This window comes from Variovorax brevis (assembly GCF_030317105.1).
Classification (GTDB): Bacteria; Pseudomonadota; Gammaproteobacteria; order Burkholderiales; family Burkholderiaceae_C; genus Variovorax; species Variovorax brevis.
The window spans coordinates 117,231-142,197 of record NZ_JASZYG010000007.1 but is presented as its reverse complement, the minus strand read 5'-3'; the positions used below and the strand labels follow the sequence as shown (position 1 = coordinate 142,197).

23 protein-coding genes, 1 tRNA gene and 1 pseudogene are annotated in these 24,967 nt (G+C 65.5%); 8 read left to right on the top strand and 17 right to left on the bottom strand.

What is annotated here, in order from left to right; genetic code table 11:
* Nucleotides 1-93: 93 nt before the first annotated feature.
* From QTI66_RS22500 to QTI66_RS22490, 3 genes are all read right to left on the bottom strand, one after another.
* Nucleotides 94-765, bottom strand: coding sequence for a glutathione S-transferase family protein (locus tag QTI66_RS22500; RefSeq protein ID WP_286562140.1), 672 nt, complete (start codon nt 763-765; stop codon nt 94-96).
* A gap of 70 nt (nt 766-835) precedes the next feature.
* Nucleotides 836-2,383: a M20/M25/M40 family metallo-hydrolase gene (locus tag QTI66_RS22495; protein ID WP_353506211.1), complete on the bottom strand. Its 1,548-nt coding sequence runs from the start codon at nt 2,381-2,383 to the stop codon at nt 836-838.
* Nucleotides 2,384-2,427: 44 nt separating this feature from the next.
* Nucleotides 2,428-3,072: a YitT family protein gene (locus QTI66_RS22490; protein ID WP_286562139.1), complete on the bottom strand. Its 645-nt coding sequence runs from the start codon at nt 3,070-3,072 to the stop codon at nt 2,428-2,430.
* 93 nt (nt 3,073-3,165) lie between these two features.
* On the opposite strand from QTI66_RS22490, the gene QTI66_RS22485 reads away from it, so the two are divergent.
* The gene (locus tag QTI66_RS22485) at nt 3,166-4,098 is read left to right on the top strand and encodes a LysR family transcriptional regulator (RefSeq protein ID WP_286562138.1); all 933 of its coding nucleotides are present in this window, start codon (nt 3,166-3,168) and stop codon (nt 4,096-4,098) included.
* 31 nt (nt 4,099-4,129) lie between these two features.
* Here the strand turns inward: QTI66_RS22485 and ychF are convergent, their stop codons facing one another.
* A complete protein-coding gene (gene ychF, locus QTI66_RS22480) occupies nt 4,130-5,221 on the bottom strand; it encodes a redox-regulated ATPase YchF (RefSeq protein ID WP_286562136.1) in 1,092 nt (363 codons plus the stop codon).
* 57 nt (nt 5,222-5,278) lie between these two features.
* Nucleotides 5,279-6,199: an MOSC domain-containing protein gene (locus QTI66_RS22475; RefSeq protein WP_444815036.1), complete on the bottom strand. Its 921-nt coding sequence runs from the start codon at nt 6,197-6,199 to the stop codon at nt 5,279-5,281.
* A 106-nt stretch (nt 6,200-6,305) separates the two neighbouring features.
* Between QTI66_RS22475 and QTI66_RS22470 the strand changes: the two genes are divergently transcribed.
* From QTI66_RS22470 to QTI66_RS22455, 4 genes are read left to right on the top strand one after another with little or no spacing between them, the layout of a single operon-like run.
* Nucleotides 6,306-7,433 carry an FAD-dependent monooxygenase gene (locus tag QTI66_RS22470; RefSeq protein ID WP_286562133.1) on the top strand — a complete coding sequence of 376 codons (1,128 nt, stop codon included), beginning with the start codon at nt 6,306-6,308 and terminating at the stop codon, nt 7,431-7,433.
* A gap of 50 nt (nt 7,434-7,483) precedes the next feature.
* Nucleotides 7,484-8,200 (top strand): DsbC family protein, encoded by a 717-nt coding sequence (locus QTI66_RS22465; RefSeq protein WP_286562132.1) that lies wholly within the window; start codon nt 7,484-7,486, stop codon nt 8,198-8,200.
* Nucleotides 8,200-10,017, top strand: a complete 1,818-nt coding sequence (locus tag QTI66_RS22460; RefSeq protein ID WP_286562131.1) for a M61 family metallopeptidase — start codon at nt 8,200-8,202, stop codon at nt 10,015-10,017. The genes QTI66_RS22465 and QTI66_RS22460 overlap by 1 nt, the downstream gene beginning before the upstream one ends.
* Nucleotides 10,018-10,033: 16 nt before the next feature.
* Nucleotides 10,034-10,813 (top strand): enoyl-CoA hydratase, encoded by a 780-nt coding sequence (locus QTI66_RS22455; protein WP_286562130.1) that lies wholly within the window; start codon nt 10,034-10,036, stop codon nt 10,811-10,813.
* A gap of 161 nt (nt 10,814-10,974) precedes the next feature.
* Here QTI66_RS22455 and QTI66_RS22450 read toward each other — a convergent pair whose 3' ends face one another.
* Both QTI66_RS22450 and QTI66_RS22445 read right to left on the bottom strand, forming a co-directional pair.
* Nucleotides 10,975-12,432 (bottom strand): hypothetical protein, encoded by a 1,458-nt coding sequence (locus QTI66_RS22450; RefSeq protein ID WP_286562129.1) that lies wholly within the window; start codon nt 12,430-12,432, stop codon nt 10,975-10,977.
* Nucleotides 12,429-13,085, bottom strand: coding sequence for a sigma-70 family RNA polymerase sigma factor (locus tag QTI66_RS22445; protein ID WP_286562128.1), 657 nt, complete (start codon nt 13,083-13,085; stop codon nt 12,429-12,431). The genes QTI66_RS22450 and QTI66_RS22445 overlap by 4 nt, the downstream gene beginning before the upstream one ends.
* 257 nt (nt 13,086-13,342) lie before the next feature.
* On the opposite strand from QTI66_RS22445, the gene QTI66_RS22440 reads away from it, so the two are divergent.
* Both QTI66_RS22440 and QTI66_RS22435 read left to right on the top strand, forming a co-directional pair.
* Complete coding sequence (locus QTI66_RS22440) at nt 13,343-14,767, top strand: vWA domain-containing protein (protein ID WP_286562126.1); 1,425 nt, start codon at nt 13,343-13,345, stop codon at nt 14,765-14,767.
* 37 nt (nt 14,768-14,804) lie between these two features.
* Nucleotides 14,805-14,881: transfer RNA gene (locus QTI66_RS22435), tRNA-Met, on the top strand.
* A 20-nt stretch (nt 14,882-14,901) separates the two neighbouring features.
* Here the strand turns inward: QTI66_RS22435 and QTI66_RS22430 are convergent.
* From QTI66_RS22430 to QTI66_RS22405, 6 genes are all read right to left on the bottom strand, one after another.
* Nucleotides 14,902-15,168 (bottom strand): hypothetical protein, encoded by a 267-nt coding sequence (locus QTI66_RS22430; protein ID WP_286562125.1) that lies wholly within the window; start codon nt 15,166-15,168, stop codon nt 14,902-14,904.
* 15 nt (nt 15,169-15,183) lie between these two features.
* Nucleotides 15,184-16,518 carry an MvaI/BcnI family restriction endonuclease gene (locus QTI66_RS22425; protein WP_286562124.1) on the bottom strand — a complete coding sequence of 445 codons (1,335 nt, stop codon included), beginning with the start codon at nt 16,516-16,518 and terminating at the stop codon, nt 15,184-15,186.
* Nucleotides 16,481-16,963, bottom strand: a complete 483-nt coding sequence (locus tag QTI66_RS22420; protein WP_286562123.1) for a very short patch repair endonuclease — start codon at nt 16,961-16,963, stop codon at nt 16,481-16,483. Before QTI66_RS22420 ends, QTI66_RS22425 begins: the two co-directional genes overlap by 38 nt.
* 10 nt (nt 16,964-16,973) lie before the next feature.
* Entirely contained in the window at nt 16,974-18,248 is a 1,275-nt protein-coding gene (gene dcm, locus QTI66_RS22415) for a DNA (cytosine-5-)-methyltransferase (RefSeq protein ID WP_286562121.1), read from the bottom strand.
* A gap of 81 nt (nt 18,249-18,329) precedes the next feature.
* The gene (iaaH, locus tag QTI66_RS22410; RefSeq protein WP_286562120.1) at nt 18,330-19,856 is read right to left on the bottom strand and encodes an indoleacetamide hydrolase; all 1,527 of its coding nucleotides are present in this window, start codon (nt 19,854-19,856) and stop codon (nt 18,330-18,332) included.
* An 81-nt stretch (nt 19,857-19,937) separates the two neighbouring features.
* Entirely contained in the window at nt 19,938-20,894 is a 957-nt protein-coding gene (locus tag QTI66_RS22405) for a fasciclin domain-containing protein (protein WP_286562119.1), read from the bottom strand.
* A 435-nt stretch (nt 20,895-21,329) separates the two neighbouring features.
* On the opposite strand from QTI66_RS22405, the pseudogene QTI66_RS39590 reads away from it, so the two are divergent.
* Nucleotides 21,330-21,407: pseudogene (locus QTI66_RS39590) on the top strand (hypothetical protein); the annotation flags it as partial.
* Nucleotides 21,408-21,423: 16 nt separating this feature from the next.
* Here the strand turns inward: QTI66_RS39590 and QTI66_RS22400 are convergent.
* The 4 genes from QTI66_RS22400 to QTI66_RS22385 form a co-directional block, all read right to left on the bottom strand.
* A complete protein-coding gene (locus tag QTI66_RS22400) occupies nt 21,424-21,855 on the bottom strand; it encodes a universal stress protein (protein WP_286562118.1) in 432 nt (143 codons plus the stop codon).
* Between the two features lie 15 nt (nt 21,856-21,870).
* The gene (locus QTI66_RS22395) at nt 21,871-22,599 is read right to left on the bottom strand and encodes a TerC family protein (RefSeq protein ID WP_286562117.1); all 729 of its coding nucleotides are present in this window, start codon (nt 22,597-22,599) and stop codon (nt 21,871-21,873) included.
* 136 nt (nt 22,600-22,735) lie between these two features.
* A complete protein-coding gene (locus tag QTI66_RS22390; RefSeq protein WP_286562116.1) occupies nt 22,736-24,124 on the bottom strand; it encodes a sensor histidine kinase in 1,389 nt (462 codons plus the stop codon).
* Nucleotides 24,111-24,785, bottom strand: a complete 675-nt coding sequence (locus QTI66_RS22385; protein WP_286562115.1) for a response regulator transcription factor — start codon at nt 24,783-24,785, stop codon at nt 24,111-24,113. Before QTI66_RS22385 ends, QTI66_RS22390 begins: the two co-directional genes overlap by 14 nt.
* Nucleotides 24,786-24,967 lie beyond the last annotated feature (182 nt).

The window sequence follows — 24,967 nt, the reverse complement described above, 5'->3', positions numbered from 1 at the left end:
GGTGCTCCTGTGAGAGGGGTGGTGAAAAAAATAAATGCGGATTCGCACGGGCTCCGGTTTGGGAGCCACCCCCCGATTCTCGCCGCTTCGCGATCAGCGCGAAAAAGCGTAGGGTCCGCCGCGTTCGATGGCGCGTTTGTAAGCGGGCCGCGAATGGATGCGATCGAGATAGGCCATGAGGCGCGGATGCTTTTCGTCCAGGCCCCCGCGCATGCGTGCCGCCTCGATGGGAAAGCTCATCTGGATATCGGCGGTGGTGAATGTGTCGCCCGCAAACCATTCGCTCTTGCCGAGTTCCGTTTCCATGAAGTCGAGTTGCCGTGCGATCTGCGGCGTGACGAGTTGCGCCTTGACCTTGCCCGCAATCATCTTGGCGATCGGCTTGGCGAAGAAGGGCATCTTGCCGCTCTCCATGCGGTCGAACACGAGCTTGAGCAGCAGGGGCGGCATGGCGGAGCCTTCGGCGAAGTGCATCCAGTAGCGATGGCGCAATGCGTCGGGCGAGCCCACGGCTGGCGAGAACTTGCCACCGCCATACATCTCGGTCAGCGTTTCGAGGATGGCGCCCGACTCGGCGAGGGTGAGTCCATCCACCGTGACCACGGGCGACTTGCCCAGCGGATGCACCGCCTTGAGCGACGCGGGCGCCAACATCGTCCTGGCGTCGCGCTCGTAGCGCACGATCTCGTAAGGCTGGCCCAGTTCTTCAAGCAGCCAGAGCACGCGCTGCGAGCGCGAGTTGTTCAGGTGGTGGACGGTGATCATCGATGGGGCAAAAGGAGGCGACCCTAACCGATTGGCCGCTCGTGTGTAGCGGCCCTTCATCAGAAGGTCTTCAGAACGGCGTCGTCAGCATCGAATACACCGTGCGCACACCCTCCAGGTAGTTTCCCAATCGCAGGTTCTCGTCGAAGGCGTGCTGGTTGTTGTCCGCGTTGACCAGCGGCACGACCACATAGCCGGTCTTGAGCACGTCCACAGCGCCGCTCATGGGCAGCGTGGAGCCGCCCATGCGGGACTTCTGCGGCGCGATGTTGCGCGGCGCGGTGACGCCCTTGACCACCCATGTGGCGAGCGGCGAATCCATGTCGATGCGTGCCGCCGTGGCGGTGCTCGGATATGCCATCAGGCTCATCGATGCGAGCAGCGGGTAGCGCGCCCGCTCCTCGGCCGTCGGTGCTTTACCCTCGATGACGTGATAGCCCTGCGCCTGCACATGGCGCCGGAGCAGATCGAACAGGTAGTCCGGCGGTGTTTCCGGCACGGTGCGCATGTTCAGCGTCGCAACGGCGGTGGCCGGGATCGCGTTGGCCGCGGTCGGTCCGGTGCCACCGGACTGGATGCCGAGCAGGTCGAGTGACGGGTACTGCACCGACTCCACCGGGTTCGAGCTGATGCGGTCCAACCGCGCCACGCCAAACCGCTTTTCCAGGCTGCCCGCCGGTGGTGCCTGCGGCGCCATCTGGCGACGGTCTTCCTCGCTGATCTTCACGCGGTCATAGTAGCCCGCCACCGTGACCTTGCCGTCAGCGTCCTTCATGCTGGCCAGCAGCTTTGCAAGGTTCAATGCGGGGTTCGGCACCACGTTGCCATAGGTGCCGCTGTGTGCGGCCGAAGTGGCACCGAACACGGTCAGGTCAACCGCGACCGAGCCACGGTTGCCGAAGTTGATGCCCGGCTCGTTGCTGGCGGGCATCGCGCCGTCATGCACGACCATGCCGTCGCTCTTGAGCAGCGCCTCGTGCTCACGCATCACGATGTGAAGTTTCGGCGAACCCTTTTCCTCTTCCGAATCGAGCAGCACCTTGACGTTGATGTCGGGCTTGCGGCCGGCCGCCGAGAGCGCGTCCATGGCGGCGAGGAACATCACGATCGGGCCCTTGTCATCGGCGGAGGCGCGCGCGAACACGCGCCATTCCGGGTCGATCGGCGATTGCTGCAGCCGTTCGATCGGCAGCACGGCCCACTCGCCGGCAGCATCGCGAGCCTTGAGCACGGGCTGCCAAGGATCGGTCTTCCACTCGGACGCCTTCACCGGCTGCGCGTCGAAATGCATGTAGTACAGCACCGTCTTGCGTCCAGGCACCTGCGGGCCCAGTTCGGCGTAGACCAGCGGCTTGCCTTCGTTGGCGAGTGTGCGGGTCTGGAAGCCACGCTTCTGGAATGCCTTCTCCAGCCAGGCGGCATTGCGCTGGATGTCGGGAGGCTGTGCGGCATCGCTCGGGATGGCGAGCAGTTCCAGGTATTCCGGAAATGACGCCTTCGCGAAGCGCTCCGCATCGGCAGGCGACAGCACGGCTTGCGCGTGCGACGTTGCGCAAAGCGCCAGCGCCATCGAAGCGCCGGCCAGGCGACGGGCGCAGGAAATCCGGAAAGAAGACACGATGAGCTCCAGGAGTCTGAAATGAAATCGATGCGGCGTGGGCCTTACATGGCCACGTAGCGGTCCTTGCGGTGGTTCAGCGCCACCACGAGGTTCAGTGCGACCGCACCGGCCACCGACGGCAACAAGGCCGCCGCCCCGACGACGAAATACGAGATGGCCAGGATCAGCAGATCGACGCCCAGCATCAACTGGCCCGCGCGCAATCCGTAGCGGTCCTGCAGATAGAGCGCGACGATGTTGATGCCGCCCAGGCTCGCGCCGTGCCGAAAAAGAATGACGAAACCAGTGCCCATGACAAAGCCCCCCATCACCGCCGCGTAGAACGGCGGCACGCCCTGCAGCGGAAGGAACATGGGATGCACGCCCGACAAGGCCGACACCAGCGCCACGGCGGCGAAGGTCTTGAACATGAATCGAAGGCCCATGCGGCGGAATGCCAGGTAGTAGAAAGGCAGGTTGACCGCGAAGAACAGCCAGCCGAACGGAGCGCCGGTCGCGTAGTGCAGCAGAAAGGCGATGCCGGCCGTGCCGCCTGTCAGCAGGCTCGCCTGCGTGTACATCGCAACGCCGAAGGAAATGAACAGCGTACCGATCGCCATCGCGAGTGCATCCTCGAACGCACTGTGGGCGAGCGGCGCCTGTGTGGGCGTCGTCGCAGCAGATGACGCAGGGCGGCTGGTGGACATGGGCTGAGCCTAAGGCTGCTTCGTCATTCCCTGAAGCAGAGAAATAATCTCCCTTCGTTGCCAAAACGGCAATTCATGAACGGAGTGTCGCTCTTGCCTTCCCGCGCCTTGCAGGAGACCTCCCTGCGCTACTTTTCCGAGGTCGCCCGCACCGGCTCGATCCAGGCGGCGTCGCAGCGGCTGCACGTGGCGGGCTCCGCGATCAGCCGGCAGATCGCCAATCTGGAGCAGGCGCTGGATGTGTCCTTGTTTGACCGCCGGCGTCGCGGCATGGAACTGACGGCCGCCGGCGAACTGCTCATGGTGCATGCCCGAAGAATGGCGCTGGACACCGAGCGCGTCGTGTTCGAGATCGAACGCCTGCGAGGCGCCCGCCGCGGCCTCATCCGGCTGTGCGGCGTCGAAGGCTTTGCCACCGACTTTCTCCCACGAACCGTGGCGCAGTTCCAGCGCGAGAACCCGGACGTGATGGTCGACCTGCAGATGGCGCTGCCCGCCGAGGTGACGCAGCGGGTGCGCGAAGGCGACGCGGATATCGGCATGTCCTTCAGCCGCATCGCCGAGAAAGGCATCGAAGTGGTCCATCGCCAGGCTGCGCCAGTGATGGCGTTGATGCGATCAGGTCATCCGCTGGCGGGCTCGAGGCGCGTAACGCTCAGGCGCTTGCAGGAGTTTCCGCTCGCACTGCCGTCGAGCGACACAACGCTGCGGCAGCTCATCGAACTGGCGAGCAGCGCCGCAAAGCTCGACATCGCGCCGGCCCTCACGTCCAACTCCGCGCAGGCGCTTTGCGCCTTCGTACTGGAGGGGGTTGGCATCACGTTCTGCGCTGAAGTGTCGGCACGCCCCTTTGTCGCCAAGGGCGAGGCGGTGCTGATACCCATCAGCGACCGGGTCATGACGGAGCGCCACCTCGAGATCCAGACGATGGCGGGGCGGACCCTGCCGGACTTCATGGCCGGCCTGGTCGAACGGATGAAGACGCGGCTGGCGTCGGCGCCTCAGGAAGACGCTGAAGCGATCTGACGCGCGCCACGGCCGCGACGCGCGTGCAAGGCTACGAGCTGAACAGGAAGTTCATCACGTCGCCATCCTTGACGACGTATTCCTTGCCTTCGCTGCGCATCTTGCCCGCGTCCTTGGCGCCCTGCTCGCCCTTGAAGGCGATGTAGTCGTCGAAGGCGATGGTCTGGGCGCGGATGTAGCCCTTCTCGAAATCGCCGTGGATCACGCCGGCCGCTTGCGGGCCGGTGTCGCCGATGTGGATGGTCCAGGCGCGCACTTCCTTCACGCCGGCGGTGAAGTAGGTTTGCAGGCCGAGCAGCTTGAAGGCCGCGCGGATCAGGCGGTTCAGGCCCGGCTCGTCCTGGCCGATCTCGGCGAGGAACATCTTCTTGTCCTCGTCGTCCATGTCGGCAAGTTCGGCTTCGATCTTGGCGCAGATGGCGACGACCGGCGCGTTCTGCTTGGCGGCGTATTCACGCAGGCGGTCGAGGTACGGGTTGTTGTCGAAGCCGGTCTCCGACACGTTGCCAACGAACATCGCCGGCTTGGCGGTGATGAGCGTGAAACTCTTGACCAGCGGCTGCTCTTCCTTCGAGAACTCCAATGCGCGCACAGGGATGTTCTCGTTCAACGCCTTCTGGCAGCGCTCGAGCAGGCCGACCAGCTTCTGCGCGTCCTTGTCGCCCGAACGTGCCACCTTGGTGTGACGGTGCAGCGCCTTCTCGACGGTCGACAGGTCGGCCAGGCAGAGCTCGGTCTGGATCACTTCGATGTCGGAGATCGGGTCGACCTTGCCGGCCACGTGGATCACGTTGTCGTCGTCGAAGCAGCGCACCACGTTCACCGTGGCGTCGGTCTCGCGGATGTGCGCGAGGAACTTGTTGCCCAGGCCTTCGCCCGTGCTGGCGCCGGCGACCAGGCCCGCGATGTCAACGAATTCGACGATCGCCGGCACCACGCGCTCGGGCTTGACGATGTCGCTCAACTGCGCAAGGCGCGGATCGGGCACTTCCACCACGCCCACATTGGGCTCGATGGTGCAGAAGGGATAGTTTTCCGCCGCGATGCCTGCCTTGGTCAATGCGTTGAAAAGGGTGGACTTGCCGACGTTCGGCAAGCCGACGATGCCGCACTGGAGACTCATGGCGGGGACTTTCGATGTATCTGGGGAACCGGGGATTTTAGGCGCCCCGCCCCGGGTTTACTCGAATCGCAGATTTGCCCCGACGGCTTGACCGACCTTGAGGGTCTGCTCGATGCCTTCGATGATGATGGTGTTCATTCCGAAGGTGATCGCGCCGTCGACCCGCGGATCGGCGCGATAGGTGCGCAGCATGTCGCCCACTTCAGGGCTGCTCAGGGCGGTCGCAGGGTCGATGTCCGGGATGGGGCAGCGCGGGCAAGGCTTGACGGGGCGCAGCACGACGGCGCCATCCTCCCCGGCGCCGACATGAAGTTCGCCAACCCGATCTTCGTCGTGCGCCTCCAGGCCCGAGAGCACGACGTTGGGGCGGAAGCGCTCCATGGCGACAGCGCCGTGGCCGGCCGCCACCAGCTTCGAATTGAGTTCGGCCAGCGAGCCGTCGCCGATCACCAACAGCGGAAAGCCGTCCGCAAACTGGTTTTCCGCTTCCACGTCGCCCGTCCACTTGCGGCTGGAAAGGCGCTTTTGTTCCGGATCGAATCGCACCAGGCGCAGGGTCTGCGGCTTGCCCGGCTCGGACAGGAAGTCGCTGAACCATTGCGCGGCGACGTTGCCCATGTCGTAGGCGGCCACTTCGTCGTCCCACACGCGCACCCGCACGGGCTCCTCGACGCGGTCGAAGGCGATGTGCAGCGCCAGCATGCCCGGCGCGCGCAACACCATTTCGCTGTGCTTCATGGTCGGGCGGATGAGCGCCATGCGCGGCAGCTCGCGCTGGCTGACGAATTCGCCATGCGCGTCGACCACCATCCAGGCGCGATCGAATTCGAGGCCGGTTTCAATGAGCAGGCTCTCCTTGAGCTCGACGCCCGCGCAGGACTTGATGGGATATACAAAAAGCCGCGCGACGGTGGCTTGGAGGTCGAATTCAGAAGCGTTCACAACCAGGAATCCATTGCAAGGAAAGGCGATTGTCATGCATCCAATGCGAGGCAACCTTTGAACGGGAAGCTTGCAGGCCACACGACCTTGCGCCGCTTGGCCTTGAGCCGCCTGAGTCCGAAGCTCCTTCTACAATGGCCCGATGGCCCTTCCCCCCGAGGTTTGCATTCGCGGCGCCGGCATCGTCGGCCGCACTTTGGCGCTTTTGCTCGCCGGCGCACGCATTCGCGTCGCACTCGTGGCCCCTGAGCCAGATCCGCTGGCTGCCGCACGCGAAGACGTGCGCGCCTACGCACTGAACACCGCTTCACGCCAGCTCCTCGAGTCGCTGCGCGCATGGCCGGACGCGCAGCACGCCACCGCCGTGCTCGAAATGCTCGTCAACGGCGACGAAGGCGGCCAGGTCCATTTCAGTGCGCCGAAACAAAAGGTCGATGCGCTGGCGTGGATCGTCGACGTGCCGGCCCTGACGCAGCGCTTGGCGGATGCCGTGCGCTTTCAGCCTTTCGTCGACGTGGTGAACGAACCGGTGGCAGCGCCATTGACCGTGGTGTGCGAGGGCAAGGCCAGCACCACCCGCGATTCGCTGGGCGTGAGTTACGACGTCACCCGTTACCCGCAGCATGCGATTGCCGCGCGTTTCGAGGCCTCGGAGCCGCATGGCGACGTGGCGCGCCAGTGGTTCAACGACCGCGGCGAAGTGCTGGCCCTGCTGCCGCTGGGAGGGCCCGGCGCCCGCACGGTGGCGCTGGTGTGGTCGGTCGAACAGGCACGTGCGCCGCAGTTGCTGGCGCAAAGCCCCGAAGCGTTTTCGGAATCGGTCCGCGAGGCATGTCGCGGTGCGCTGGGCACGCTGGCGCTGACCAGCGAACGCGCCGCATGGCCGTTGCAGCGAGCCATTGCCGACCGCTGGACCGGCAACTTCGCCGATGGCAGCGCGTGGGCGCTGGCCGGCGACGCCGCGCACACGGTGCATCCGCTGGCCGGACAGGGCCTGAACCTCGGTCTGGCCGACGCCGCGGCGCTGGCCGCCGTCCTCAAGGACCGCGAACACTGGCGCCCCGTGGGCGACGGCAAACTGCTGCGCCGCTACGAGCGCGCCCGCCGAGCCGACGTGCTGGCCATGAGCCTGGCCACCGATGGCCTGCAGCAACTCTTCGCCCACCGCACCGAGCCGCTGCCGCGCCTTCGCAACTGGGGCATGCTCGGCTTTGACCGGACGAATTTCATCAAGGGTTGGATCACGCGTCAGGCCATGGGCCTGAACTGAACGTTTTCCACCCATCGCCATCCAACTCGCCACGTCGAACACGACCCACCATGAAACACGTCCGTCTCCTCTTTGCCGCCCTCGCTTGCGCGGCCGCCGTTGCCGCCACGGCCGGCGAAGCCGAAATCCGCAAGAACCTGGCGGCGCGCATTCCGCAGTTCGCCAACATCGACGAGGTCACGAAGTCGCCGATGCCGGGCCTGTACGAAGTGCGCGTGAACGGCTTCGACATCTACTACACGGACGAGCAGGGCAACTACCTGCTGCAGGGCAACCTCATCGACGTGAAGGCGCGCCGCAACCTCACCGAGGAGCGGGTCGACAAGCTGAGCGAAGTGGCTTTCGACAAGCTGCCGCTGCAGGACGCGTTCAAGCTGGTGCGCGGCGACGGCAAGCGCAAGCTGGCGGTTTTCGAAGACCCCAACTGCGGCTACTGCAAGCACTTTGAAAAGGACATGCGCAACGTCAACAACGTGACGGTGTACCTCTTTCTCTATCCGGTGCTCGGCCCCGATTCGAACGTGAAGGCGCGCAACATCTGGTGCGGCAAGGACCGCGCGAAGATGTGGAACGATTGGATGCTCAATGAAGTCAAGCCCGATGCCGCTACCGCCGGCTGCGACAGCGCGGCGGTGGATCGCAACGTCGCGTTCGGGCGCAAGTACAACATCACCGGCACGCCCACGCTGATCTTCAGCGACGGCACGCGGGCACCGGGCGCCATTCCGGCGGCGCAAGTCGAAAAGCAACTGGCCTCTATCAAGTAATGGCGGGCACGCTTCCTGGCGTGCGCTGCAGCGTCGCCTGCGCGGACCGGCACGCGCACCTGTTCGCCGTCACCCTCACCATCGAATCACCCGCGCAGCGTCAGCACGTGGCGCTGCCGGTGTGGATTCCCGGCAGCTACCTCGTTCGCGAGTTCGCCAAGAACCTGCAGAACCTGCGCGCACGCCAAGGCCGCCGCGCGTTGCCGGTCACGCAACTGGAAAAAAACAGCTGGCAGATCGAATGCACGCCCGGCAAGCCGCTGGTGCTGAGCTACGAAGTCTGCGCCTACGACAACTCGGTGCGCACCGCCTGGCTGGACGACAGCCGCGGCTTCTTCAACGCGACCAGCCTGTGCCTGCGCGTCGAGGGCCAGACCGGCACGCCGCACGCGCTGGAAGTCGTTGCGCCGCCCACGCCGGCAGGCCGCGAGCGCTGGTCTTGCGCCACCGCGCTGGCGCCCACCGACGTCGACAAGCACGGCTTCGGCAGCTACCTCGCGTCAGGCTACGACGAACTGGCCGACAGCCCGGTGGAAATGGGCGCCTTCTGGAGCGCCGACTTCGACGTGTGCGGCGTGCCGCATCGCTTCGTGGTGGCGGGCGCGCCCGCTTCCTTCGACGGCGACCGCCTGGTGGCCGACACGCGTGCCATCTGCGAGGCGGAAATGCGCCTGTGGCATGGCGACAAGGTGGGCAAGCGCGGCGGCCCCAAGCCACCGCATGACCGCTACGTATTCATGCTCAATGCCGTGGACGATGGCTATGGCGGCCTCGAACACCGCCACAGCACCGCGCTCATCTGCGCGCGCCGCGACCTGCCGCGCCACGGATCGCAGCGCCAGGCCGAGGGCTACACCACGCTGCTGGGGCTCATCAGCCACGAGTACTTCCATACCTGGAACGTCAAGCGCCTGCGGCCCGCGGAGTTTGCGCAATACGACTACGACCGCGAGAACTACACCGAGCTGCTGTGGTTCTTCGAGGGCTTTACCAGCTACTACGACGACCTGGTGCTGCGCCGCGCCGGCCGCGTGGACGACGCGGGCTACCTTCGCCTCATCAACAAGACCATCAACCAGGTGTTGCAGACGCCGGGGCGGCAAGTTCAATCGGTGGCGCAGGCCAGCTTCGACGCCTGGGTCAAGTATTACCGCCAGGACGAGCAGACGCCCAACGCCACGGTGAGCTACTACACCAAGGGCGCGCTGGTCGCGATGTGCTTCGACCTGACCCTTCGCAAGGAAGGCAAGGGTTCGCTGGACGACGTGATGCGGCTGCTCTGGAAGCAAAGCGCCGGCGGGCCGATCAGCGAAGCCGACATCGCCGCCGCACTAGAAGCGGTGGGCGGACGCTCCTACGCGAACGAGCTGGCGCGCTGGGTTCATTCCACCGACGAGTTGCCGCTGCCCGAACTGCTGCGCGCACATGGCGTGGCGGTGCTCGACGATCCGGCGCAACGGGCACAGGAACTGGGCCTTCGCGTCACCGAAACAGGCGGAAGCGTGCAGGTGAAAGTGGTGCTGCGCGGCGGTGCAGCCGAGAAGGCCGGCTTCTGCGCCAACGACGAATGGATCGGCATCGAACTCGCGGCCACGAAATCGCAGCCCGCGCAGGGCTGGCGCATCACCAAGCTCGACGACCTGGCGCTTTACCTCGGCGCGCAGAAGAAGATGATGGCGCTCGTGGCGCGCGACCGCAGGTTGCTGCGGCTGCCCCTGCACCTGCCCAGCGGCTCCACCACGCTGCGCCTCGTGGCGCAGGACGCCGCCAAACTTTCGGGCTGGCTTGGCGCAAGCGCCTCGCCGTCCAGAACTTGAACTCCAGGAGACGACCATGACTTACGAGACCATTGAAGTGCGCATTGAAGCCGGCAAGGTCGGCATCATCACGCTCAACCGGCCCAAGGCCCTGAACGCCCTCAACGACACGCTCATGACGGAGCTGGGCCAGGCGCTGAAGGCCTTCGATGCGGACGAGGCCATCGGCTGCATCATCCTCACGGGCAGCGAGCGCGCCTTTGCGGCCGGCGCCGACATCGCGGCCATGGCCAAGTACAGCTTCCAGGACGTCTACAAGGGCGACTACATCACCCGCAACTGGGAAACCATCCGCTCGATCCGCAAGCCGGTGATCGCGGCCGTGGCGGGCTTTGCGCTGGGCGGCGGCTGCGAGCTGGCGATGATGTGCGACTTCATCATCGCGGCGGACACCGCGAAGTTCGCCCAGCCCGAAATCAAGATCGGCGTGATTCCCGGCGCCGGCGGCACGCAGCGCCTGCCGCGCGCGGTCGGCAAGAGCAAGGCAATGGACATGGCGCTCACCGCCCGCATGATGGACGCGCAGGAAGCCGAGCGCGCCGGACTGGTGAGCCGCGTCGTGCCTTACGAAAAGCTCGCGGACGAGGCGCTCGGCGCCGCGCTCATCATTGCCGGCTTCTCGCCGATGTCGGTAATGGCGGCCAAGGAATCGATCAACCGCGCTTTCGAATCCGGCCTGTCGGACGGCGTGATGTTCGAGCGGCGGTTGTTCCACTCTCTTTTCGCGACGCAGGATCAGAAGGAAGGCATGGACGCCTTCCTCAACAAGCGCGCGCCGGATTTCAAGAATCAGTAGGGCCAGGCGGCAAGGGCGCTGCTTGGCTGCAGCTTGGCTGCGGGTTGGCCGCGGTTGGGCTGCGGCTTGACTGCTACATGCTTGCCGTCTGCCGTCTGCCGTCTGCCGCTTGCGTGTCGCGTGCTTGCCGCTTGCCGCTTGCCGCTTGCCAGAGTCGGCAGCTATTCCTTGTTGGCGGGAGCAGCCGGCTCGGGCGGCGCTTCGGCCGGCGCGGCTTCTGCGGGGTCACGCCGCTGTTGCCTGCGCACCTGCGCCGCCGGCGCCTTGGCTGGCGCCTTGACGGCTTCGGCCAAGGCGGCGCGCAGTGCATCGAGCGAGCCAGGCGGCGGGACGCCGGTCGCAGGCGGGCCGCCGCCCTCGGTCCAGCGCACCTGGTTGCGCGCGAGTTCCAGCACGGCCAGCACGCCTCCCTTTCTTTCCAGCGCCACGCGCCACTCCGGCAGCGCCTTGAGCGGCTGCGGTCCGACGGCCATGATGGCCGCCGACGTGAGCAGAAGATTCAGCTCGCCCCCTTCGGCGCGCGACAGCACGCGGACATCGCCGTTGATGTTGGCAATGCGCATCTCCGTCCATTGCGAGAGCGATGCAAAACTCGGTGGTGGCGTCGCGTCGGTTCGAGTTTTGGCTGACGGCGCTCCAAGCGCTCCAGGCGCTGCTGCCGCTGCAGCCGGAGCAGGTGCACCCGCGGCGGACTCCGCCGGCGCGGGCGCCTTGGCGGCGGATTCGGCGCCGCGGCTGCGGGCCGGGGATTCCGCAGCCGCTTTCGCATTGGCTGCCGATGCAGCGGCATCGGCAGCGGGCTGTGCAGGCGCACCAGCGCCCTGCAGCGCGGAGCGGGATTTCTGAAGCTCGGTCTCTGCGCTTGGCGCGGCCCGCATGTCCGCGGGCGGAGATCCGGGCGGCGCGACGGACGGCGCTGCGAATGGGGCGACGGACGGCGCCACGGGCGGTGTCGAAGTCGCACCCTTTGGCGCCGACGGTGACGCTGCCGAAGGTGGCGCCGGCGGTGACACTGCCGCTGCCGAAGGCGCCGCCGGCACAGGCGCTGAAGCCACACGAGGCTCCGCCACGGGCGTCGGCGGTGGCTCAGGCGGCACGGCTGGCACAGCGGGCGCAGGTGCGGCGGCCTGCCGGTTCAACTGCGGCGACGCCGACACTGGCGCTCCGGCAGTCGCAGGTGGCGCAGCCGGAGCGACTTGCCCGGACGGCACGGAATCTCGGGAAGGCTCTGACGCCACCTTGCCCGCCATTTCCGCTCTCACCGACTCGCTCGCCTTTTCCTCCAGACGCGCGTCAGGCACAGGCTCGCGGTGCCACATCAACGTCGCCAGGACCGCCACCAGCACCGTGGCGAAGCCGGCATTCCACGGCATGGCCGAACGGCTGGTGAGCTTGCGCAGCCAAAAGTCCAGCGACCACCACGACGAACCTTGGCGGTCGGCCACCAGCAACTCCTCGGACGCTGCCACGGCATCGTGGGCTTGTTGCAGGATGGCCTGTCGCAGGCGCCAGTCGGGCAGCGCGTTGTCATCGGGCGCGTTCTCCAGCGCCTTGCGCAGCGCCGGGTCGCGAAGTTCGTCGGACTCGTCGTTGGCGGGCGACGGATGCACGCCACTCATGATCGGCCCTCCAGGTGAGGCAAATAGCTTTCCATGCAGGCCCGCAGTTTCTTCAGGCCATAGCGCAAGCGGCTGCGCACGGTCTCGAAGTTGACGTCCAGCGCCGCGGACATCGCCTCGATGGTGAAACCATCTTCGTTGTGCAGCAGGAAGGCGCTGCGCTGCTCATCGGGCAGTTCGTCCAGGCACGCGAGCATGCGGCGACCCGCGGCGCGCCAGAAGGCGACCTCTTCCGCCGAGGGATGCGCGGCGTCGTCCTCCGAGGCAGCGTCGTCCCGGCTGAAGATCGCTGATTCCAGGCCGTCAACATCAGCCTCGTGTGCGTGGTAAGCCACCTCGCGCCCGCCGACGCGCAGCCGGTCCATGGCCAGGTTGTGCGCAATCGTGAAGGCCCAGGTGCGCCAGGTTGCGCCCTGGAGCGAAAAGGTTTCTCGCGCCGCGACGATCCGCGTCCAGGTTTCCTGGAACACCTCATCCACGTCGGGCGCATGGCGCGCGCCCATCAGGCGCCGCACAAAACGGTAGAGCGCGGTTTCGTGGCGGCCGTACAGAACGTCGAAAGCGGCCGTGTCGCCGGAGGCATAGGCGAACATCAATTCGTGGTCCGGAAGGGATTCGTGCAGGGATTCGAGCTCGATTCGGGGCGATGGCATCGGCAGATTTTCACCTCACCTTCTACGCACGACGGCGGCGTTCGGGGTTAGCACGGCCAAAAAATAAAGCTTTTGTCTAACCCTTTTGCGCCGGCGCGGCCGTATCAGGCTCATCCACAACCCGGAGCCTACCGATGACAACACTTCGAAGACAGTCCCTGCGACACCCTCTGGCAACCTTGCTATGTATGTCGCTGTTGATGTGCGCGTGCAGTGCCAGCGAACGGGTGCCAGACGGCATGCGCTGGCCAACGCCCGTGCCTCAGCCGGAACCGACGAGCGTGACGTGGCCGGCGCAGGTCGCGATGCAGACGGCGCCGAACTTCGAAGCGCCGTCCGCCGTGAACTGCGCGCGGCCGGTTCAAACCGTCGAGATTCCCGGCCGCTCGAACCTGCCCGAACAGGGCGGCGGCCGCCGACGTGCCGGGCGCGAACTGGCGAGGGGCGAGCCTTCGGAGGCGACCGGGGCGGCCAGCGAGGATCGCGCCGACGTGGCGGTTGCTGCTGCGCCACCGCCTGCCGCGGCGCTCGCCCCTTCGCCTTCATCGGCTCCGTCCCGCCTCGCCGAGAGTGCGTCAGCGGCAATGGGAAGCGTCGCCAAGTCATCCTCGGCGCCGCCGCCGGGCGTGCAGGTGCAGCCACCTCGGCGCGAAACCGTCACCGCCGGCATGGTGGACGACAACGGCGACTTTCCCGCCTACCTGCAGTTCCGCCAGCGCACCGCATCCATTGCACATCGCGACCGTGACGTGAGTGAGCGCTATCTTCTTCAGGTTCGCAACGCGGCAGGTGCGACGGTGGCTGACGCCGAAGTCGCGGTCCGCTCCGCCAATGGCGCGGCCATGTGGGCACGTACCGACACCGCCGGCCGCGTGTGGCTGCACCCGAACGCCTTCGATCCTTCGGGCAGCCAGATGTATGAAATCGCGGCGCGCAAGAACGGCCTCCAAGCGACCAGCTACCTGCGCCGCGGCCAGAAAAGCGCCGTCGACCTGACGCTGGACGCCCGTGCGACACCGGCGCGCGCCAAGCTCGACCTGGTGTTCCTGGTCGACGCCACCGGCTCGATGGGCGATGAAATCGGCAAGCTGAAAGCCACCCTGCGCACCATCGCCGACGAAGTCGCGCGGCTGCCGAGCCGGCCTGACACCTGCTTCGGGCTGGTCGCCTACCGGGACCGCGGCGACGCGTTCCTGCTGCGCCGGCACGACCTGACGAATGACCTGTCCGGCTTCCAGAGCGTGCTCAACGCCCTGCAGGCCGACGGCGGCGGCGACTATCCGGAAGCGATGAACGAGGCGTTTCACGACACCGTCCACAAGATCAGCTGGCGCGGCGCTGGCGCAACACGTCTGGTCGTACTGCTGGCGGACGCGCCGCCGCACCTGGACTACGGCGGGCCGCAATACGACGACGACATGGTGGCGGCCTTGGGCAAAGGCATCAAGGTGTTCAGCGTGGGCGCGAGCGGCTTGGACAAGCAGGGCGAATACATCCAGCGGCAGATCGCGCAGTACACGGGCGGGCGCTTTGTCTTCCTGACCTATAAGGACGGCAGCAACCCCGCCAGCGGGCCCGGCCGGGAGACCGTGCACGACGTGTCCAACTATTCGGTGCAAACGCTCGACCGCCTGATCGTGCGCCTGGTGCGCGAAGAATTGGAGAAACTTTCGCCCGCTTGATGAAGCCCCCGCGCGCTTGGGCTATAATCTTAGGCTCGGCTCTTTAGCTCAGTCGGTTAGAGCGATGGAATCATAATCCACAGGTCCGCGGTTCGAGTCCGTGAAGAGCCACCAAGTATCGCAAGGAAAGCCCGCTATCGAATTGATAGCGGGCTTTTTTGCTTCAAGAGCCTTGTCGGCGCGTGGTTTTCGCCCTGTCTGCTGTTCACCACGACCGAATCAACATCAAGGGCAATGACATCCTGACTGTCAGCGGCAGGAACGTTCGCCACAATCTGGTCGAATAAACATTCGACGACCAACCCCTCAATCAACTGATGCTTGTCTGCGCTGAGAATTTCGGCGGCGAGGTCATGGTCGTTCAAATCGAGGGCTCCAAGCTCGCCCCAAGGTGTATTCATTCGTTCTCCATGGCGCTAAATTGGGGTGGGCGTCAGCAGAGCCACTGTGTCGAAGGCGTGGTAAAGGCCCGCCAGACTGTTGACCCGGATCCTGAACTGGCTGCGTGCCTTGGTGGTTGGCCTCGGACCATTCGCACTTTTGATCTTGGGTGCAGGGTCATATACGACCAGCCCTGATGCAAGAGCCGACAGGAACATGCCAAAGTCCGTGCCAGTGCCCAGCATTGCAGGACCGGCAAAGCTGTATTGAGGGGCTGTGCCCGGCTGAGCCCCGTATTTCACATAGACAGCCTGTGCGTGTTTGCGGCCCCAGTGCTCAAGCAGTGCGGCGAAGCTCCAAGACGCCGTGACATTGCCATCGAGCGTCAGCAGGATGCCGCCGTTGACGTCTTCAATCTTCTGCTTGCCTGAATCGAAGCCCGCAAGTTGCAATGTGTGGCCGCTGGTGCCTGGCACGCCGACACGGTGCGTGCCCGTGAAGTAAATATCGTCCCCACGCGCGCGTCCGTATTTGCGCAGGAATGCCTGCACACCCTTTTCACCATAGAAGCCGCCATCGGGCTCGGGCGTCATGAGCGTGACCCGGTCGCTTCCAATCGCCTTGACCTCCCAGCCGAGATAGTCCGGCTCCGAACGTCCGTTCGGCTGGATTCCGAGCAGGGCCTCAAGGGTGTAACCGCCGCCATTGGTCGCCGCATAGGGTCTTGTCGTTCCATCTCCATACATCCGGACCGATGGTGTCCACCCAAGTCGTGCGACGCTTGCGAGTGCTGCCAGCAGCGCAGCCCGCAATTGTTCGGGCGAGCCTGCCAGCGGTCCCGGAGGTGGCAATACGTACAGCATTCCGGCGGTGCCCAAGGTGCCGCCCTTGCGCAACGCGTCGAAGTCCTGGCTGGCTGCGCTACCGGGCAATGAAAGGAAAGCAAGGACCCTGTTGTCACTGGTCACCCCCAGGAACAGGACACGGCCATCCCAAGCATTCTTCTCGCCACGCAATTCCCCTGGAACGGGTCGCATGTATTGCGAGGGGGCCGCAGCGCATCCCTTGAGGAACCCCGAGAGCCTGACCTCGGGGTACTGCGGGTAAAGGATCACCTGGGCGCCGGGCGCCTTCTGGAACTCACCCGTCTCTGTCAGCCAGTGGAAATCGACAGGCGCCTTGAAGGTCGGCACCTTTGCGCGATCGTCCGGAGACACATGTCCGAACGGAAGCACATTCAGGACGTCAAAGCTTCCGCCAAGGTAGATCTGCTGCTTCGAGTTGTCGTTCTGCGCCAAAGGCTTGGCCAGCAACCGGACAACCCCCGCCTTTTCAAGGATCTCCGTCAGCCCCTGCAGGGGCAACTCCATGGCCATTCTTTCCAAGCTCGCCCCCCGCCTTGCCGGATACGATCCATCCGGTGACCGCGTCGGCGAGTGTCTCACGGTCGGATCCGCGTACGGCGCATTCCCAGACGGTGAGCACTCGCCAGCCGAGTACCTTCAGGGCTTCGGTCGTACGCTCGTCGCGCGCACGGTTCTGCGCGATCTTTTCGCGCCAGAAATCGGGATTGGTGGCGGGGTACCTGAAGAATTCGCAACCGTGTCCGTGCCAGAAGCAACCGTGCACCTGGATGATGGCCCGGTATCTGGGCAGCACGATATCCGGCCGCCCGGGCAGATCCTTGCGATGGATGCGGAACCGAAAACCCCTTGCATGAAGAACGCTACGCAGCGTGACCTCCGGCTTCGTGTTTCGCGAGCGGATGCCGGACATCATCCGGCTTCTGACTTCCCTGGAAACGACGTCCGTCACGGTTGGGGATTCAGGCGGCAGGGCGCAATCGACGCCGCTTCGTTGCGGGGTTTTTCATCGATGGGGACATGATCGCGGGCTTCATGAGTTGCGCCGCATGCCGCATCACATCGACCACCACGGAGTTTCCGAACTGCTCGTAGGCACGCGTGTCGGAAACGGGAATCCGGAACGAGTCAGGAAAACCCATCAGCCGGGCACATTCCCGGGGCGTCAGTCGTCGGGGATTCTTTCTGCCGCCCTGATGCACCAGGATCTCGGAGCCGTCCTTGTAATAACGCGCCGAAAGCGTACGGGCAACGCTGTCAGGCTTCACAAGGCCGAAGCCGAAGCCGTTCCCTGCAGCACGGTGCTTGGCCGCATAGGCCTGAAGGTATTCCCATAGCTTGGGGGTCAGCGTGTATTTGCCCTGGACTGCGCGGGCCCCGAAGTCGAAATACTTGTCGGCGTCCCACGGCAGGAACGGTTCCGTTCCATCGGTCCTGTGCAGGATGTCCCGCATGCGGTGGCGGTCCTTGGGCGGCAGCTCTATTGCATCGAAGTCGAATTCGACCGGATCACGGAAGCCCACGATGATGATCCGCTCGCGATGCTGCGGCACGAAGTGCGCGCCATCGATGATGCGGTATTGGACGTGATAACCAAGCTCCTCGCGCAGGGTTCGCATGATGACGTCGAACGTGCGTCCCTTGTCGTGGGAAGCAAGGTTCTTCACGTTCTCCAGGAGGAACGCCTTCGGGCGCTTCGCCTCGATGATGCGTGCGACGTCAAAGAACAGCGTGCCCTGCGTCTCGTCGTGAAACCCGTGGGCCCGGCCAAGCGCGTTCTTCTTGGAGACTCCAGCGATGGAAAACGGCTGGCATGGGAAGCCAGCGAGAAGCACGTCATGATCTGGCACGTTCTCGGCCTTGATCTGCGTGATGTCTCCGTTGAGTTCGTGGCCGCCGGGGAAATTTTCACGATAGGTCTTCTGGGAGTACCGGTCCCATTCGCTGGTGAAAACGCATGCGCCACCGATGTCCTCGAAGGCCCGTCGTATGCCCCCGATTCCCGCGAAGAGGTCGATGAAGCGGAATTCGCCCGTTGGCAGTTCTGGCGGTGCCACCTCGCCCATTTCAGCCAGCAGGCCGCGCAGCGCCAGTTCATAGCGGCGCGGCATGGAATTGCCGTCCTCCCAGCGAGAGATCGTCTTGGGCGCAATTTCAAGCTCGTCGGCCAGTTCCTGTTTGTTGAAGCGCTCCATGACGTGGAGCAGGAGTTGTGCGGGCAGGATTGGGTTCTTCATGGTCTGGGAATAAAACTGGACAAATTGTCCCATAAAGCTCCCCCTGTAGACGCATCCAGTCTTCTTTCTTTAGCGGTGTCGCTATTTCGTCGGCGCCGGCAACCGCCCCAGCACCGATTCGACCGCCAGGCCAATCGCCAGCAACTGCCGGTCGCTGCCCGCGGGTCCATCCAGTTCCAGCCCGATCGGCAGCCCGCTCGACGCGCCCAGGCCCGAAGGCAATTGAAGCCCCGGAATGCCGGCGTTGCTGCCGGGATCGGTGTTCTGGATCAGCAGGCCGAAGTTCTGCGGGCTGCTGGCTTCTGGCGTGGCCGCGAGCGCAACGTGCGGCACGGTCGGGAACACCAGCGCGTCCAGGTTGTTCTTCCTGAAGGTGTCGACGTAGAGCTTCTGCAAGGCCGGTCTCGCAACCCGCATGGCGTTGTCGTAGGCAGGCTTGGCGTCGACGACACCGTTGGCGGTCGGCAGCTTGCGCGGAATGACCAAGCCATCGAAGGTGCCCTTGACGTCCGGGCTCACGATGCCGGCCGCCAGTTGCGCGATGTCGATGCCCGTGCGGGACCTCTTCAGGTACGCGACCATGTCGTCGTTCGCTTCGTACAGCGCGACCGGAAATCCGACGGCGCCGTTGAGTTCCATCAGCTTCGGCATGTCGATATCGACCAGCGTGACGCCGGCGGCACGCAGCTTCGCAAGCGCGGCGTCGGTCGCGGCCTTCGTATCGGCATCGAGGTTGGCATAGAACGCCGGCACCACGCCGAGCCGCACCCGCTTCAAGTTGGCGGCCACCAGCGGCGTGCCACCGACGATGACGCGATCGAGCAGCACCAGGTCCGCCACCGACTGCGCCATTGGCCCCGCGGTGTCGCGCGTGTGCGAGATTGGCGCAATGCCTTGCTGCGAGTAGCGTCCCATCGTCGGCCGCAGCGCAGCGCATCCGTTGAAGGCGCAGGGAATGCGCACCGAGCCACCCGTGTCGGTGCCCAGCGCCGCAGGCGCCATGCGCGCGCCCAGTGCCGCGCCGTTGCCCGAAGACGATCCGCCTGCGATGCGTGTCACGTCATAGGCGTTGCGCACGCCGACCTCCGGCCCCGTCTGGAACGCCGGGTTGTAGCCTGTGACGCCGAATGCAAGCTCGTGCATGTGCGTCTTGCCCAGCACGATGGCGCCCGCAGCGCGCAACTTGGAGACCACCGGCGCATCGGCACGCGGCACGAAGCCCTTCAACGCGGGCGTGCCGGCCGTGGAAGGCAAGCCCTGAACCTCGATGTTGTCCTTGATGAGCACCGGCAGTCCGGCGAGCGGCTTGCACAGGCCACCGCGTTTGCGCGCCGCGTCAGCCGCACGTGCCGCCTTGAGGGCACCCGCCTCATCCAGCGTGATGAACGCATTGAGTTGCGGCTTGGCCTTGGCTTGCGCCAGATAGGCCGACACGAGTTGCTCGCTGCCCAGCGTGCCGGCGCACAGGCGCTGCGCCGCCTCGCTCGCCGTCAGCGTGGCGAGATCCAGTGGCGCCGGAGCTTGCGCCTGCGCCGGCAGGCCCAGCGCAGCGGCGCACAGCAGAAAAACCGGAAGCCGGACAGGCGGCACGCGCACGCATGGGGGCATTGCGAATCCTTCAGGGAATCATCAAGGCCCCCATGCTGCGCCGCCTTGCGCGGCTTGTCATCCAGATCGTTCAGCGCTTCATCAAAGCGGCAACAGCACCTTGTCGATGATGTGGATCACGCCATTCGTGTTGAAGATGTCCGTCGTGGTGATGTTGGAAAGGCGGCCGCGCTCGTCGGTGATCTGCAGGCCGTTGAGGCTGAAGGAAGAGCCTTCCAATGTCACAAGGGGCAGGTTCGGCGGCAGATTTTTCTTCAGGTAGCGCGTGCCCAGCACGTGGTAGCTCAGCACCTTGTGCAGCATGGCCTTGTCGGCCAGCAGTGCCGCCTGCGTAATGCCCAGTTCCGCCAGCACCGCGGCAAAGGCCGCATCCGTGGGCGCGAAGAGCGTGAAGGGACCGGCCCCCTTGAGGGTGTCCGTCAGGTCCGACGCGGCAATGGCCGCTGCCAGTGTCGTCAGGCCCGGCGTGACCTGCACGGTTTGCACGATGTCCTTGTCGGCGGGCAACAGCACGCGGTCCAGCACATGCAGCACGCCGTTGAGGGCCACCGAATCGGTGCTCACGATGTTCGTCACGCGGTTGCGGCCGTCGGTCACCCGGTAGGCATCGCCCTGTTTCTCGATCTTGAAGAAGCCGCCCGCCATGGGCTCCACGGCTTCGCCCAGCGGGAAGATGTCCTTGGTCATCACCTTGCCCAGGATGTGGTACTTGAGCACAGCCGTCAGCAGCGGCTTGTTGGCAAAGAGCGCATCCTTGGTCGTGCCCATTTCGGCGAGCAGCGCATTGAAGGCGTCGTTGTTCGGCGCAAAGACGGTATTGGTGCCGGAAGCGGTCAGGGTGTCCCGCAGGCCCGCCGAGTTGACCGCTTCCACAAACACGCTGAGCTCCGGTTTCGATTCGCTCAGCTCCATGAGGTTGCGGCGATCGTCGAGGTGGGTGCCACCCCCACCGCCGCCGCAAGCGGTCAGCAGGAAGGCGCTGGCACCCAGGGCGGCAGCGGACAGAATCATTTGACGGCGTCTCAGTATGGTTTGCATGGCGATGCTCCTGTTGGTTCATTGAGTTGGAGAAAACGCGGCTGCACCCACGACCGGCAGAAATGGAACGCAGCACGTCTCGCAAGACGATCCGCGATATGCCCCCAGGGCTCATGAGGGCGGACGGCGCGCCGCCAAGTCAGACGGTGCCTCCGGCAGGGCTCGGCCGATGACCACGCAGCGTGGCGAACGCTCCCTTCGGAAATGACGAAGCGCCATCGCCCGGACCGCTGGCAGGCTTGCGATGGCACGGGCCACGCTCGACCTTGATGACGCGCGCCCGTGACGGCGCATCAACGCCGCTGCGCGTCGCTGGCCGAGGCGGGCACGGGCAGGAAGATGTGCTTCGACAACGTGCGGGTGCCGGCGGAGAACCTGGTGGGCAGTTGAACGGCGGCTGGACGATCGCCAGGGCGCTTCAATGCGCTGGCGCCCTCCGCGATGATCTATGGCGGAACCAACGAGATCCAGCGCAACATCCTGGCGCGACAGGTGCTGGACCTGCCACGCTGAATCCTGACTCGGGCCTTCAGGACCCGATCACCTGAGGATCGCCGCTCGCCCCCAAGTGCTGGCGCACCTGTTGCGCCAGCGAGCCGAAGATCCGGCCGGCCATGCCGGGTTCATCCCGGCCGAAGACGATGCGGTCGCAGCAATAGTCGCGCGCGGCCATGACGATCGTCTCCGCGCTGCGGCCCACCAGCACGGTGGTGGCGTATTGCACGCCGGCCAGGTCCAGCAGGCTGCGCGCGTATTCCAGGTCCTCGGCGCCGGCCTTCTCCTGCAACTCCTGCAATTCGCGCGTGCCGAAAAGCATCGCCACATGACCCGACACCTTGGGCTGCACCCGCAGCAGGCGAACCGTCACCGGCTCGTGCAGGCGCATGCGCAGCACCTGCTCGATGGCCGAGCGCGTGCGCGCTGGCTCGTCCGGGTCGATGGGTACCAGAATGCGCGTCACGCCGGCACCTCTCATTCAGACAGCGGGTTGGTTGGGCTTGGCGGCCGCTGCCGCTGGTTCCAGCGCCTCGCTGCGCTTTGCACGGCGGCTGTTCAGCCACTTGCCAACGAGCACCACCAGCACGGCACCCAGCGCAGGCACCACCGTGTGCAGCGTGTGCTGTTCGGCGGCCCAGCCGGCGATGGCCGGGTCCGACATCGCCATTTCGCCGGCCACCCAACCCAGCAGGGCCGCGCCCAGCGTGATGATGACCGGGAAGCGATCCATCAACTTCAGGATCAGCGTGCTGCCGAAGATGATCAGCGGAATGCTGATGACCAGGCCGAACACCAGCAGCGGCACGTTGCCCTTGGCAGCAGCCGCAACGCCGACGACGTTGTCCAGGCTCATGACCAGGTCGGCGACCACGATGGTCTTGATGGCGCCCGCCAGGCCTGAATGGCCTTCCAGGTCCGTTTCCTCGTCCTCTTCCTTCAGCAGGCCCATGCCGATCCAGAACAGCAGCGCCGCGCCCACCAGCTTGAGGTAGGGCAAGGTCAGCAGGTAGACCGCAAAGAACGTGAGGATCACGCGCAGCACGATGGCGCCGACGCTACCGAAAATGATCGCCTTCTTTTGCTGCGCGGGTGGCAGCGAGCGCGAGGCCATCGCGATCACCACGGCGTTGTCGCCGCTCAGCACGATGTTGATGAGAATGATCTGCGACAGGGCGATCCAGAAATCCGGACTGGTCAAAAACGACACGGGGTCTCCTTGGGAAATGATTCGAAACCACCGTGGCTTCGTTCACTCCGAGCTTAGGGACCTGCGCTGTCACCTTACTGCCGTGGCGCTGACAGCCGGTTGTCTGCCAGCTGTCAGCCAGCTTACAAAAGCTTGCTCACGCGGGCCGCAAGGGGAAGAAAACGCTGAAGGTATTGCCCACGCCGTCCGTGTCCTCCTCCAGCGTGATGCGCGCGCCGTGCAGCGTGGCGATCTCGCTGACGATCGCCAAGCCCAGGCCGCTGCCGTCTTCCTGCGTGCCCAGCAGGCGGTGAAAGCGCTCGAAAATCCGGGCGCGTTCCTCGACGGGAATGCTCGGGCCGTCGTCGCTGATGGCCAGTCGGCACTGGTCGCCGTCGGTCTGGCTCACCCGCACCGTCACCACCCCGCCGGACTGGCTGTAGCGAATGGCGTTGTCGATCAGGTTGTTGACCAGTTCGCGCAGGCGGTCGCGGTCGGCATCGATCATCAGCGGTTGCTCCGCGCCCTCGAAACCGAGGTCGATGTTGTGCTTGATGGCCTGCGGCACCCAGTCCATGCTCACTTCCAGCGCGTGGGCGTTCAGGTCCAGCGGCTGCAGCTGCATGGAGTCGAGCGCGCCGGGCTCGTTGCGCGCCAGTGACAGCAGTTGCCGCACCAGCCGCGACAGCCGGTCGGCGCTGATGTAGAGCTGCGCGAGCGAGTGGCGCACCCGCTGCGGATCGGTCTCCCGCAGCGCCAGCTCGATCTGCGCCTTCAGGCCGCTGACCGGCGTCTTGAGCTGGTGCGCGGCGTCGGCGACAAAGCGGTTCTGGAAATCGAAGGTGCGGCCCAGGCGCCCCATCAAATCATTGACCTCGTCGACCAGCGGACGCACTTCGCCCGGCACGTCGTGCGTGTCGATGGGGCTCAGGTCCAGATGCGAGCGGTCGGACACGGCGCGCCGCAGCCGCTGCAGCGGTTCGAGCCCGCGCGACACGCCGAACCACACCACGGCCGCCGCCAGGACGATCAACAGCAACTGCGGCACCACCACGCTGGCCACCATCTCCCACGTGAGGCGCGAGCGCTTGTTGAGCGTCTCGGCCACCTGCACCATCACCATCGGCGGGCCGGCGTCGGCGCCGACGGGCATCCAGGCCACCATCATTCGCACCGGCTGTCCGTGCACCGCGTCGCCATAGAAGTCCGGCTTGCCGTTGGCCGTGCGCGGCTGCGGCATTTGCGCATCGCCGCCCAGCGCGCTGCCGTCTTCGGCGACCACGCGGTAGAAGAGCTGGTCGTCCTGGTCGAGCAGCAGGACATTGGCGGCCGCCTCCGAGATGTCGAGCCGGGGGTGCGTGCCGTCGGTCTTGACGTGCAGCGCGATCTCGCGGCCGATCTCCAGCAGCGCGCGGTCGTAGGCCAGGTTGGAAAAGCGCAGCGAGTTCCAGTAGGCCGCGGCGGTGTCGAGCACCAGCAACACGGCCAGCGGCCCCAGCAACCAGGCCAGCAGCTTGCGCTGCAGCCGGGGCTCAGCTTTCCACATCGCTGGTGTCGATGAGGTAACCCATGCCGCGCACGGTGCGGATCTCGCAGCCGAGCGGCTCCAGTTTCTTGCGCAGGCGGTAGACGTTGACCTCGATGGCGTTGTCGCCCACCTCGTCGCCCCAGCCATACAGGTGGTTGACCATGTGCTCCTTGCTCACGACGCGCCCCGCGCGCAACAGCAGCAGTTCGAGCACGGCCAGTTCGCGCGGCGACAAATCCAGCGGGCGCTTGTCGTAGAACACGCGCCGGCCCACGGTGTCGAAGCGCAAGAGGCCGTGTTCGAGGAAGGGCGTCGACTGGGTGCTGCGGCGAAGGAGCGAGCGCACGCGCGCTTCGAGTTCCGGCAGGTCGAAGGGCTTGGCCAGGTAGTCGTCGGCCCCCATGTCGAGCCCGCGCACGCGGTCTGCCAGGGTGTCGAAGGCGGTGAGCATCAGCACGGGCGTCATGGCCTTGCGCGCGCGCAGGCGCTGGAGCACTTCCAGCCCGCTCAGGCCCGGCAGGCCGATGTCGAGGATCGCCAAGTCGTAGATGCCCAGCGCCAGGGCACGGTCGGCCTCCTCGCCGGTGGAGACGACATCGACCGCATGGGCCGACTGCACCAGCGCGCGCGACAGCGCATCCGCCAGCACCTGATCATCTTCGACGAGGAGAATCCGCATTGTTGCCCGACTGTGTCTAGCGCCGATGCTAACCGCAAGCGTTCCCGCCAACTTGACCCCGGTGAAGGACGGCGCCAAGCTCAAGGGCGTGGACTTCGCCGATGCGCTTGCGCTGATTCGCGAGGACTCGGAGTACTACACAAAACAGGTGAAAGAACTTGGAATCCCCATCGACCCATGCC